9 protein-coding genes, 1 pseudogene and 1 riboswitch are annotated in these 12,606 nt (G+C 64.7%); of the genes and pseudogenes, 4 read left to right on the forward strand and 6 right to left on the reverse strand.

All coding sequences use genetic code 11. The features are described from left to right. Positions 1–5 precede the first annotated feature (5 nt). Positions 6–1,979, reverse strand: a complete 1,974-nt coding sequence (locus tag ADT71_RS09245; RefSeq protein WP_054436360.1) for a TIR domain-containing protein — start codon at positions 1,977–1,979, stop codon at positions 6–8. 148 nt (positions 1,980–2,127) lie between these two features. Between ADT71_RS09245 and ADT71_RS09250 the strand changes: the two genes are divergently transcribed. From ADT71_RS09250 to ADT71_RS09260, 3 genes are read left to right on the forward strand one after another with little or no spacing between them, the layout of a single operon-like run. Beyond that, positions 2,128–4,086, forward strand: coding sequence for a hypothetical protein (locus tag ADT71_RS09250; protein WP_054436361.1), 1,959 nt, complete (start codon positions 2,128–2,130; stop codon positions 4,084–4,086). Then, positions 4,083–4,793: a hypothetical protein gene (locus ADT71_RS09255; protein WP_054436362.1), complete on the forward strand. Its 711-nt coding sequence runs from the start codon at positions 4,083–4,085 to the stop codon at positions 4,791–4,793. The genes ADT71_RS09250 and ADT71_RS09255 overlap by 4 nt, the downstream gene beginning before the upstream one ends. Then, entirely contained in the window at positions 4,733–5,605 is an 873-nt protein-coding gene (locus ADT71_RS09260; RefSeq protein WP_054436363.1) for a CHAT domain-containing protein, read from the forward strand. Before ADT71_RS09255 ends, ADT71_RS09260 begins: the two co-directional genes overlap by 61 nt. Before the next feature lie 60 nt (positions 5,606–5,665). Here ADT71_RS09260 and ADT71_RS09265 read toward each other — a convergent pair whose 3' ends face one another. From ADT71_RS09265 to ADT71_RS09285, 5 genes and pseudogenes are all read right to left on the reverse strand, one after another. After that, a complete protein-coding gene (locus tag ADT71_RS09265) occupies positions 5,666–6,298 on the reverse strand; it encodes a hypothetical protein (RefSeq protein ID WP_054436364.1) in 633 nt (210 codons plus the stop codon). Next, the gene (locus ADT71_RS09270; protein ID WP_054436365.1) at positions 6,247–8,418 is read right to left on the reverse strand and encodes a DUF2235 domain-containing protein; all 2,172 of its coding nucleotides are present in this window, start codon (positions 8,416–8,418) and stop codon (positions 6,247–6,249) included. Before ADT71_RS09270 ends, ADT71_RS09265 begins: the two co-directional genes overlap by 52 nt. Before the next feature lie 215 nt (positions 8,419–8,633). After that, positions 8,634–8,978 (reverse strand): DUF2322 family protein, encoded by a 345-nt coding sequence (locus ADT71_RS09275; protein WP_054436366.1) that lies wholly within the window; start codon positions 8,976–8,978, stop codon positions 8,634–8,636. Between the two features lie 133 nt (positions 8,979–9,111). After that, a pseudogene (locus tag ADT71_RS09280) lies at positions 9,112–11,114 on the reverse strand (TonB-dependent receptor). Between the two features lie 213 nt (positions 11,115–11,327). Then, a riboswitch (cobalamin riboswitch) is annotated at positions 11,328–11,571 on the reverse strand. A 132-nt stretch (positions 11,572–11,703) separates the two neighbouring features. Next, positions 11,704–12,156 (reverse strand): tRNA (cytidine(34)-2'-O)-methyltransferase, encoded by a 453-nt coding sequence (locus tag ADT71_RS09285; RefSeq protein ID WP_054436367.1) that lies wholly within the window; start codon positions 12,154–12,156, stop codon positions 11,704–11,706. Positions 12,157–12,319: 163 nt separating this feature from the next. Between ADT71_RS09285 and ADT71_RS09290 the strand changes: the two genes are divergently transcribed. Next, entirely contained in the window at positions 12,320–12,574 is a 255-nt protein-coding gene (locus ADT71_RS09290; protein WP_054436368.1) for a hypothetical protein, read from the forward strand. Positions 12,575–12,606 lie beyond the last annotated feature (32 nt).

Consider the following 12,606-nt stretch of genomic DNA (forward strand, 5'->3'; position numbering starts at 1 on the left):
CCCCTTCAAACGACTCGATCATGGTCGATTCCTATCTGATGCAAGACTGTCTGAAAGCGGGGTTCCTGTCTAATCGGGTCCAGCAGCGGATCGGTATTGGCAAGCACGAGGCCCGCGTCTCCGATAGCGAGGCCGCGTTCCAGCGCCGCGAGCGCATCGTCCTTGCGGCCCCATTGCGCGAAGACCAGCGCCTGCTGGTAAAGGCAATTATCCCCGTATTCCCGTTCCATTTCCGCCAGATGGCGTTGTCCGGCGGCTTCGCCTGATAGGCGCGCGTCGGCAATCGCCAGCCCGCGAATGCGGGACAACGGGCTGGTTTCCGCTTCGAAATAGCCGCGTGCCGCCCCATAATCGCCCTGCACCAGGGCAATGTCGCCAAGGATGCGATGGACGTTGTTGACCTTGGGATTGAGCGAGAGCGCACCGCGAACGGCCTGCTGCGCGGCGTCGTAAGCGCGCGCACAGAACTCGGCGATAGCCTCGGTCCGCAGCACCGAGGCATTGAGCGGGTCCAGCCGCAGCGCCCGGGCCACGGCCTTGCGGGCATCGGCAAAGGACCCGGTGAAAGCGGCATAAAGCGCGAAACTGCCCAGGATGGCGGCATTGCCATAGCCCAGCTCGAAGCTCTTCTCATAAGGCTGCCGCGCCCCCGCAAGATCGAGCCGCCCGTTGGAGAGCACGAAGCCCAGTGCGGAATGGCCCTCCGCCAGTCCGGGCGCCAGTTCGATCGCCTTGCGGGCCGCCGCGATAGCCTTGTCGAAGTACCCGGCCAGTTCCTTGCCGCTTGCATAGCTGCTGCCGATCACCGTCAGCGCGCGGGACCGCGCCGCTTGCGCTGCGGCATAGCCCGGATCGAGGGATAACGCCCGGTCGAACGCCGCCAGCGCCCCCCGGTCGGAGGGTTCGTCCGCCGCCAGATTGTAAAGCGCCATGCCGTGCAGATAGCTGTCGAACGCGGCGACGCTGGACGTGCCTCCGATCCTCTGCTTGCCGCTCGCCCCGTCTCCGCTGCCGCCGAGCGAGACGATCAGGGAATCGACGACATTGGCCGCAATCTCGTTCTGCACGTCGAGCACGTTGGCCAGCTTGCGATCGAAAGTCTCCGACCAGGACTGGAACCCCGTCGCCCCGTTGACCAGCCGCGCGGTCACCCGCAGGCTTTCCCCGGCCCGACGCACGCTCCCCTCCAGCACGAAAGCCACGCCCAGCGCACGCGCGATCTGGGCAATCGTTCGGGCACCGGTGCGAAAGGCGTCGGACGATGTCAACGCGGCAACGGAAAGCCGCGGATTGAGGCTGAGCGCGGCGCGCAGTTCTTCCGAGAGGCCGTCGGAGAAATAGGTCTGCTCGGGATCGTCGCTGAGGTTTTCGAACGGCAGGACGGCAATGCTGTTGCCATCCGCCTTAGGCGACAGCACGCCAAGCCGCCATGCCGCAAGCCCGCCGCCCAGCACCGCGATGCAGGCCCCGCCCGCGATCAATGCCCGCCGCCGTGACAGCTTCGTCCCGCCCTCTCGCGCGGCCGGAACGGGCCGCTCGACGCTGAGAGAGTTTCCGGGGTCCGCCGCAACCGCCTCGATCGCGCGCAGCAGCTCCCGGAATGCCGGGGATGCCGTCCGCTTTCCCCAATTGCCGAGATCGATGTACTGCACCTGCCGAAAGCCCAGCGGCGGTTCGGCGCCGTCCAGCGTGACAGAGACCATGCGGCCACGATCCCGGCCGCGCGTGGCTTCATCGCGAACCCAATGGGACTGGATGGAGCGGGCCGTCCACACCACCACGACCACGTCGGCACTTTCCAGCGCGCTTTCGGTGGTGTGGGCAAAGCGTTGCCCGCCCGCCAGCAAACCGTCCCACCACACGATCAGGCCGCGCTTTTCCAGCGCAGCAATGATCGGCAACACGCGATCGCGATCATCGCGCGAGTAGCTGAGGAATATCGTCCGGACAACTATTTCATCGGGCGAGTAATTTTCCATGCTTCCCCCGAATTTGAGCAGAACGCCGCCCTTATCGTATTAGACGTTAGGATAGCTTGACTGTTAACATGAACACGCGGAACTTTGCACTACCGTCACCGGCGGCAATTCGGGATATGTTTCCATGCAATCCGGGGGATGCCGCCAGATGGTTCAAGTTCCGCCGCTGCCTGCCCTTCGCCTGACCCTGGGCGTTACCGGCCACCGGGAAGACAATCCCTCCTTCGCCGCCCACCGCCACGCCGTTGCCGCCGTGCTTGCCGAGATTTGCGATACGATCCAGTCCGGCCTCGCGGGCGAAGCGCTGGCGCTGGGGCCGATCGAACCGGTGCGCCTCTACGGCCTGCTGGCTGACGGAACCGACCAGATGGTCGCCGCGATGGCACTGGCGCTCGGCTGGGAAGTGATCGCCCCATTGCCGTTCGGCCGGGCGCTTTACCGGGCCGTGGCCAGCCACACAGCCACCGGGGCTGACGCGCGCGCCTTGCTTGAAGGGCGTCCTCCCGCCGATCCGCAAGTGCTGGAACGCGCGCTCGCGCTGGATCGAATTTTCGAGACGGTCCGGCTGTTCGAACTGGCCGAACGTGACAGCGAAGTGTCGAACGCTCTTCTCGCCATGCTGGACGATCCCGGCTGTGCCGCCAAGACCCAGACCTTCTCCGCCTGCTGTTCGGAGCGGGTGGCGCTGGCGGGGCGGGTGATGATCGAACAGGCGGACATCGTGATCGCGGTGTGGGACGGCGCGACCCGGAGCCTTGTAGGCGGTACCGGGCATACCATCGCAAGGACGCTCCAACAGAACGGCGCCGTGATCTGCATCGATCCCGCCGCGCCTTCGGACTGGCGGATCATGCAGTCTCCCGAAGCGCTCGTCACGCGTCCACCGGCGGAAGGCCGCGACGCCGTGCTGCGCCGGCTCATCCGATCCGCCTTGCGCCCGGAAAGCGATGCCCAGCTTCCGGCAGGCGTCGCCAGCCTCGGGGACGAGGCCTGGCCCTCCCGCAGTCACCCGCTTTCAGGCGGATACCGCCGGATCGAGGCGATGTTTTCCGGCGACGGCAGGCCGTTCCGCCCGCTGGCCCTGCGCTATGAACCGCCCGAGGCCTTCGCCAGCGGCAGCGGCGCGCCGCTCCTGGCCGACATACGTGCCCTTCCAGGACTGGACGGCGACTTTGCCGGCAACGTGGAGCGATCCCTGCTACGCCGCTTCGCCTGGGCGGACGGGATATCGACGCACCTGTCCGATGCTTATCGCGGCGGCATGGTGGCGAACTTCGTGCTTTCCTCGCTCGCGATCGCCGCCGGCATCGCCTATCAGCCTCTCGGCGCGCAGAAGTGGTTCTTCGCCGGAATCGAATTCCTGCTGCTGATCGCCATCATCCTGATTACCTGGCAGGGCGTGCGGCGGCGCTGGCACAGCCGCTGGTTCACCACCCGCCGGGTCGCCGAATACCTGCGTCACGCCCCGATCCTGCTCGCCCTTGGCGTAGCGCGCCCGCCGGGCCGCTGGCCCCAGGGGATCTACACCAGTTGGCCGGAATACTATGCACGTGCCGCCTTGCGCGAGGTCGGCCTGCCCGCCGCACCGATGACGCATGAATACCTGCGCACCGCGATGACGCGCCTGCTCAGCCCCCACGTCGCCGAGCAGCGGGACTATCACATCGGCAAGGCACGGAGGTTGCGGCATGTCCATCACAGCCTCGACCGTATTTCCGAGACGCTGTTCATTCTCGCAGTGGTTTCCGTATCAATCTACCTGCTGATCGAAATCGCCGCGGCCACGGGCCTGCTTGCCGAGGGGTTCCCGCACGCCGCATCGAAGGTCTTCACTTTCCTCGGCGTATGCTTCCCCACCTTCGGCGCGGCCATCGCGGGTATCCGCTACTTCGGCGATTTCGAGCGCTTTTCCGCAATCTCCCGGATCACCGCCGAACGCCTCGACGGGCTGGACCGCCGTATCGAAATTCTCGCCGCCGACGATGAGGCGCGGATCGACTATGCCGTGGTGGCGCAGCTTGCGCATGACATGGATTCCATCGTCGTGTCCGAGATCGAAAGCTGGCAGGCGGTCTTCGCCGGAAAGCAGATCACGGTTCCGGTATGAAGCGACCGCGCCAGATCCCGGTCGCCGTCCTCGCCCTGTCTGCGCTGGTTCTTTCCGGCTGCAACGCCGAGCCGCGAAAGCCGCCTGCCGACCGCGCGGCAAGCAGCGAGAGCAAGGCCGCTTCCCCCGCCCCGCCAGCTTCTGCCGCGCCGCCCCCCGCACCGATGCCTGCGGAGCTTACCCCCGGGGATCGCGCGCTGCTTCTGGAAGCCATCGCGGGCTCCGAACTGTTCGCCAGGGTCCTGCGCAACAAGGAGCGCACCGGAAAAGTCGTGGCGCCTGGAAAGGAGCGCGATCTGGCCAAGGCCGAACGCGACCTTGCCACCATTCGCGAACGGCTGGCAGCACTTTCCGGCGATGGCATGCCGACCTTCGCGCTGATCCACACCTTGCGCGGCGGCGCGGCGATGAACGCCTGGCTCATCGGCCCCGACGGGGCCGTGGCGCACGGGTTCTACGATCGGGACTACACCGGACTGTCGCTGATGGTTGACGGACTGGGCGTGCGCCGTCTCGCCGCCACGCGCGGCAACCGGCCCAAAGGCACGCCGCCCCCGCCGCCCGATGTCGAACGCGGCAACCTGATCCGGGACGCTCCCCCGAGCCCGTGCAACTGCGCGGAGAAACACTGGAGCGCACCCGCGAAATGCTGCTGCCCGGCGCGGTGGGCGATGCGCTGGGAACGCGGAGCGGCCGGCTTCTCGTGATCCCGGCGATGGACACGGGAACCGCCCCCTATGCCGCGCTGCCGCTTCGCAATGGGACTGCAGTGTCGCACTGGTCTTTCGTGATCCTTCCCGATGTCGACACGCTGACAGGCGCCGATCCCACGTTCGACTATCGCGCGCTCGACATCGGCAAGGCCATTGTCGTGGGCAACCCGGACTTGTCGAGCGATAGGAAGTTCGATTGGGCGCCGCTTCCCGGCGCACAGCGAGAGGCTGTCATGGTCTCCAGGGAACTGGACGATCCCGCCACGGTGCTGATGACGGGAACACAGGCCACGCGCGGCAACCTGACACGAGCCATCGCAGCACGGCCGGACGCCGGACTGGTCTATCTGGCGACACACGCGGTGTCCGACCCCAGGAACCCTCTTACCCGCGGGTTCATCGCCATGTCGGGCAATGAGGGGCACTATTATGCCGGAGATATCCGGCAGGCCCGTTTCCCGGACTGGAAGCGGCACCACCCGCTGGTCGTCATCAGCGCCTGCCAGACCGCGCTGGGCCGCGTGTTCGACGGCGGCGGCTTCGGCGTTGCCCGCAGCTGGACTACAGCAGGCGCGGGACAGGTCGTGGCCAGCCTCTGGAATGTGAGCGATCAGGCCACCGCAATCCTGATGACCCGGTTCGTCGAGCGGCTGAAGGCCGGGGACGTACCGGAAATCGCCATGCAGAAGGCCCAGTTCGCCACGATGAATGCCCGAAACGCAAAAGGCGAAAGACCCTATGCCAACGATCCGAAGATGTGGGCCAGCTTCATGATCTTCGGAAAGCCCTCGGCACCGCTGCGGTAGAGGCCGCCTTCACGATCTGGGCCACATTTCGCCTCTCCGGCCGGGGATGACATTCTGGCGCTAGCCGGGGTCGCCTGTAGCGGTGGGCCTCAGGTCGATGCCTTTACGTCTCAGGCATTCGGATATCTTCGCGAAATCTCCGAGTGCCGCCTCGCACTGGCGGGCGGTCTGCTCGAAGTCCGGCCCTTTCCACAGCGTGGCCCCTGCCGAGGGCGAATTGTCGAAGGTACGCTTGTTGTTGGCATAGAAGTAGGTCGCGCCTCCCGTGCCTTCCGGCAGCGCGGCGTCGTTGAGGAATATCCAGGCCGTTCCGCTCATGGTGGGAACGAAGGAACCCATCCAGCGGATTGCGGGCGGTTTGCGCTGGCCCTTGTCGCTCTCGTCTGCTTCCTTGATGACCGGCGCTACAGGCGTCAGCCGCTGGATCATGATCGTGCGGCGATAGCCACTGGGCGACAGGTCAGGTTTCGGGTCTCGGATCTCGACCAGCGGCTCAAGCCAGCGCGCGAGGACCACGCGCCGCAGCGGCGCCCCGCCCGCCATCACGACATTCGCAGGAAACGGAAAATCGAAAGTGTTGCGCCCTGCCGCAGCCACAGGGTGAGTCTTGTCCCGCCACGGATCGCCCCGTTCGGGCCAGGTCAGGATGACATAATAGCGCTGCCCTTTGACGACGGTGCCGTGCGCCGCCACTGCCGCCTTGCTTTGTATCGCGGGCGATGCTTGCCCCCGCCCGGCTGCAAGCGGCGCGAACGGCAGGCAGGGGTTTTTGGGATCGAGTGCCAGCGGAGCGGATCGCGTTTTGAGTACGGCTGCCGGGGTATCGTTTTCGGCGGATCCTTGCAGAAGGCCACGCCGCGTTCCAGCCCGATCAGGCTCGTCTGCGTCCAGAGTACGAGAACGAGCCAGGGTACGCACAGGAGGATCGAAACACCGAACAGGAACGGCAGGACCCGCCATTTCCAGAACTGCATCACTGCCTGATAGCCGAGGCTGTTGCGAAGCGCGCGCAGGGCGGTGGGCTCGAACCGTTCGAGTGTCTGCCCGGCCAGCGCGTCCCACCAGGCAATGCGGACACGGTCCCTGAGGTCGGCCTCCAGCGCCCGCATCGCATTGGCTATCAGCCCGATGAGCCCCAGGATCACAAGGCTCAAGGCCCAGTTGGCGGTCCAGGGATCGTACCATGCCAGGAGCCAGGAAGGCACGAACTTGCGCCCCAGCACGAAAATGTCGCTCAGCACCCATCGCGAATCCATTCCCGGCGTGAAGCCCGACCCGTCCCCCCAGAACGGAGCGAGCGCCAGGAACGCGGTCAGCAGGACAACGGCGAAATAGCAGGTCCGCCGCAGCCAGACATTGTCCCAGGCATTTTCCTGGATTTCGCCTCGCCCCTTTGCCGGGTCCCGCTCCTGCAAAGTGCGGCTCGCGGCGGCCAGCGCGGACTTGTCCGCAGGGGCATAGGGGGGCTCGATCTCGAACTTGCGGGGCAGCACGATCGGCGCATAGTTGTCGTTGCCGAGACAGATCCGCTCGATCACGCTGCGATGGACATGGCACGCTGTCAACAGGCCCTGCGGGCGATGGCGCTTTTCCCCAATGATCGGATCGCGCAGGACCCGCGTCTGGTTCATGCCAACGGTATCGGCAATGCTGCGATGAAGCATGGCTGCGATCTTGCGCGGCTGGTAGCGATAGTATCCGGCAAGCCCGCTTCGGGAATCATGCATCGGCCCCAGCGGGTTCGCAAAGGCGCGGATGCGGGCTTCCTCGCTCTGGATCAGCGCCAGCCGGTCAGGCCCGAGGGCGTTGATCTCGTCGATCATCCACTTGAGCGACACATAGGCGAGGCTGTCATCGGGATAACCTCCTCCCACGTCCGAATGCATGCCGGCGAACCATACCTGCTTCAACCGCGAACCGGCCCGCAGACGCTCCGCCGCATTCCAGTCCCTGCACTCCTTGTTGATGCCGGCATGCGCCCGCTGATCGGCGATTTCATCCCAGAGCAGCGGCCAGAAGCTGTCCCGCTCATCATCGAGCGCCAGCGCATGCCGTGCCACCTTGACCCGGCGATGCAGCTCGTAATCGGTCATGGTTAGCGGCCAGACGTACTGATCGATACCGCGCGTGATCTCCACGATGGGCCCGCCATAGGCGGCCACGGTATCCCATACGCCCACGAACTCGATGTCCGGGAAACTCTCCGCCTCGCGGTTGAAAGCCTGCCCCCGCAACCGGCGCCAGCCTTGTATGATCCTGTCCCTGAACCAGCGGACGGTCTGGAAGAGCCAGGGGAACAGGTCCGGCGCATTCTCGCCCAGAAAGCGCCGCACCGCATCGGCGCAATTGCGCTTCAGTTCGCGCTCGTCCTCATAAGGAACGATGCCCTGCGTGCAGATGAGCGCCACGAGAAGCCGGATCGTGAACGCGCCCCGGCTGAACCCGAAGGCATAGATCGTGTCGCCCTTGTCCGTGCCGGGATACTGGCCATTGTAGTTGCGGCAGACATATTCGTAGAGCCGCAGAAGATTGCGCTTCAGCCCGAAGCCGAAAATGCCGCCCAGAACCGCCAGGAAACGAAAACTCGAAGTGCCTACGCCATTGTCGTAATAGGCAATCTGATCGGGGCCGCCGGGCCTCGATCCCAGATCGAGCGCATCATAGAGGCGATAGACGTTCGTGCGGAACAACGCGCGGCTGCTGTTGCCCGTGCCGTCCGAGAACACGACGATCCGCTTGGGTTCGGCAAGCGGCGCAGCCGCATCGGCACGCCGTTCCGGCGCGATTTCTTCTCCGGTAGGTGCGCTGGACACATTCCTGCCCCCCGATAGCTGTCATGAAATGACAATCTGCAAAGCCCCCGCTTCGCACACGACAATGAGTGACATTTCCAACGCGGGCAGACAACAGTAAACGCGCGATCGAATGGGAACTATACTTAAGATCCCATCCGTATGATTAACAATTTTTACTGAATAATTCGTACGCAAAGGGTGACGTCAGGTCCAACCCCCGCCCGTACCTGCGATCAATGCCCGGCCGGAATGACCTCGATGCCCAGCCGGCCGCCGCGTGCGGCGATATCCAGCAGAAGGTCGACATTCGGATGCGCACCGGGACGCTCGCGTGCATCCGCGGTATGTTCGGCGAACACCACAAGGCCATGCTCGGCGGCAGCCGCATCCAGGTGGTCGAACCGCTGCTTCAGGTAGTTGTAGACGGCGAGCGAACCCTGCTTGCCCGGCTGGTTGGCGATGGAGGCCGCCACGTTCCCCGCATCATCGACCAGGTCGATGCGTTCCAGGCCGTCAATCGGCGGCAATAGCTGAAGATTGTCCTTGAAGGTCGCGCCCGGTTCGATTGCCGCCAGCATGTCTCTTGTTCCTGATTCACTGCACTCGCGGCGCTCTTACACCTTCTTCGAATGACCGCAATCGGTCCCGGAAGCACCACCTAGAACCACCAAGTAGTGCCGCGGCGCATGAGGGCCGCGGCACGCCCTGTCCTCAGAAGGTGTACCGCGCGCCGATCTTGACAGTGCGCGGCTCAATCACCCTGCTCAGGCGCCCATCGACGGGACCTGCCGCATCGTAAGCCGGAATGTAGGATTCGTAATAATAGGCAATGTCCTTGTCGCGGCTGTCGAGGATGTTGAGCACTTCACCATATATCTCGATCCGGCCTCCCTTCCAGGCGGCACGGGCATTGACTACGGTGCTGCCGCTGTCCCGCACGCTGTTGTCCTCGACCAGGGGGTACGGGCCGAGATGGCGAATGCGGATGCTCGTCTCCCACGGGTCCAGCACGATGGACGCCCCCGCTGACGCTGCATTCTCGAAGGCGTTGGGAATGCGGTCGCCATTGTCGTATCGCGAACGGCTGGCGGTATAGTTGCCATCAAGCGCAAGCCAGGGCAGCGGCCGCCAGAAAGCGACAAGTTCGTAGCCATGACGCTTGCTGGCGCCGGTCGGCTCGACCGCGTTGGAATCACCGACGAAACGCAGTTCGCTTCCAACGTCGAGCCACCAGTAGGTTCCTGTCAGCGAGAAACCGTCCGTCTGGAAACGGGCGCCCAGCTCCTTGCCGGTGCCGCGTACCAGAACAGGCACCGGCGTTTCGGCATTCACCGCCCCTCGCACATCGTTGGAGTGGAATCCGCGCCCCCAGTTGGCATAGAGTTCGAACTGCCGGGTAACTTCATAGGCCGCCGAGAACTTGGGCGAAACGATCGAATCGTGCCCGCTTCCCTCACCAAGCTCTTCCGCCGCTGCGTTTCTGGCGCGCACGGAATAGTGATAGTAGTCGCCCCGCAGACCGCCCGTCAGGCGCAGGCCCGCCAACGGCTGCCAGGTTGCCTCGCCATGGATCGCACCGGAAAGTTCCTCGACGTGATAACGGCCCAGCGAGTACAGGAATTCGCGACTTTCCGTGCGATTCACGCCAACGCTGCCGATATGGTCGAAGCGGTTCTCGGTGCCGATGGAGAGTTCCAGTTCCGGCGCCGGATTCCAGTGCTTGCGTGCCGTGAGGCCGGTAACCCAGCGCTTGTCGAACTGGTCGATCTGGCCGCTGGTCCCGTCGGGATCGGCATAAGTCGGGTTTGAATACATGTTCCAGTCGTAATACTGGGCGTAGACGTTGGCGCTCCAGCTCGCCTGCGTGATCCCCACATTGCCGACGAACCGCGTGGTCCGGCCGCGCGCCGTCGGGTCGGGCGAACAGAACACGTCAGCGCATATGTCGGAACCGACGATCCGCTCGGGAATCTGCTCGGTTGGACGCCATGTTGCGTGGTAGGCATGAAGCGAAGCCTGGAGCGCACCTTCGCCCAGCGGCATGCTGTACTTCGCAAAGCCCGCATAATGGCGCAGGTGTTCCTCCTGCTGCCACGGCCCGTCATAGCGCTTCGCCTGCCCCACCACCGTAAGATCGCCGGAACCAAGCCCTTTGATCGTGCCGCCCGCCGCAAGACGGCCGGTGTTGTAGGAGCCCCCCTCAAGCGAAACCCACGGGCGGTCGAAGCCGGCGATCGTCGTCATGTAGGCCGTGCCCGCCAAGGCGAAATCGCCGCCGTCCGCGCGATAAGGCCCTTTGCGGAAGTCTTCACGCGCAACGATCTCCGGGATCAAACCGTTGAGATGAGATACCCCTGCCCATGACCATGGGTCCGCAGGTTCATCTGCACGCCGTCGATATAGGTCGTGAAATCGCTACCATGATCGAGGTTGAACCCGCGCAGGAAATACTGGTTCGCCTTGCCGCTGCCCGAATGCTGGGCGGCGACCATGCCGGGAATAGCCTCGAGAAGTTCGGCCACGCGCAGCAGCGGACGGACCAGCAGGTCGGAGCCTGCCACGCTGCCTTCGCTGGCGGCATGGGCTTCGCCGATGTTGGTCTCTCCCCGTCCGAAAACCAGGATTTCGCTGTTGCCGCCATCCGAAGCCGACCCGTCCGAAGCCACTTCGCCGGCAAGAGCCGGAACGGAGGCAAGCGCGACGATCCCGCCCATGGCGAGGCGGGCGAATGCCGCCTTTGTGTTGATTTGCATAACAATTCCCACGGCGCCTGCGACTGGAGGTGGAAGCGTGCCGTCCAAGACGGTCGGCACGCGCCATCGGCCGGACGCCCGAGGCGACCGCGACACGAACCGATGCGGCTTCCACCGCTCGTTCGTCGCTCAGACGGAAAAATTACCGGGCCTCGGCCATCCCCTGGACCAAAGCGAGAGCGACCAGACGCCGGCAGGTCTCCTGGCTTGCGGGTCATCGCTTGATGCACGGCCTTCCCAGGCCTCGCAGGATTTAGCGTCCGGCCCAGTGGCTGCGGCCAGGCTCCTTGGCCTGCCGCGATATGCATCGCGCTCACCGCTTACAGTTGCAGGGACAGCCTCGGATTCGAAGGCCGAAGCCCTCTCACCGCGTTCCCTATTAAGCCTCTTTCGAGGCACCGGCGCGATCTTGCCCGCCGCCTTCGAAAGAAGGAAACGGTTGCAGTCCGCTAACCCACGCAAGAAATGTGTTCAAGAGTGTATTGGCAGGTGAGGTATTGTTACGGCGATGCTTTCGCCCGCCGCGCCGGGAAAGCGGGCCGGGTAGCCGTCACCCCGGCAAAGTCGCGGTCTGGCGAAGGGCTTCGCCAAGCGCGAGCGCGGCCGACGTGGCGAGATTCAGCGAGCGCACCTCCGGCCGCAGCGGTATGCGCACGCGCGCATCACAGACATCCGCCACTGAGGGGGGCACCCCTGCGCTCTCCTTTCCGAAGAGCAGGACATCGTCTGCCCTGAATCCGAATTCATAGGCCGAATGGCTGCTCCTGGTCGTGAACAGCACCAGCCTGCTCAGCCCGATATCGGCCCTGAAGGCATCGAAGCTGGCGTGCCGTGTAATCGTGACATGGTCGATATAGTCCATGGCAGCCCGCCTTACGCGCCGATCGTCCCATACGAAGCCCATCGGCTCGATAATATCCACGCTCGCGCCCAGGCACGCGCCAAGCCTCAGCACGGCGCCGACGTTTCCGGCAATTTCGGGTTCGAATAGAGCAATACGCATCCGGACCGATTGGCGGCAAGACAGCGGCCATGCAAGCCCTTCGGCAGTTCCCGGATAACGAGGCGGGGCGGCGCCCTTTCCGGCCTGTGCCGCAAGTGGCGGATATTGCGGGAATAAAGCCGTTGTGCAACCTAGGGCATCCGAAACCTTGAAGGACCGAGGGATGCCCACGATACAGGACAAGCGACACGACTTCCTCTGGCTCGTCCAGCTGTGGATGCAGCGCGAACGGGATATCGCCGGATGGACGGCAACCTGCGGCGATGCGGTTGCCGCCAGCTATCGTATCCCCGCATCGATGACCGCGCGCGACGCCGCGCACGATTTCCTGTCCTTCAACAGCGCTTCGTTCCGTGGCGGCGTGGAGAACGAATGTCCCGCCTGGATGAACGCGCTGGAAGACCCTTCCTACGGCTGAGCCCCGCATGACGGGCCGAGACGCGCGCCGCC

It is taken from the genome of Novosphingobium sp. ST904 (genome assembly GCF_001298105.1).
Lineage (GTDB): Bacteria > Pseudomonadota > Alphaproteobacteria > Sphingomonadales > Sphingomonadaceae > Novosphingobium.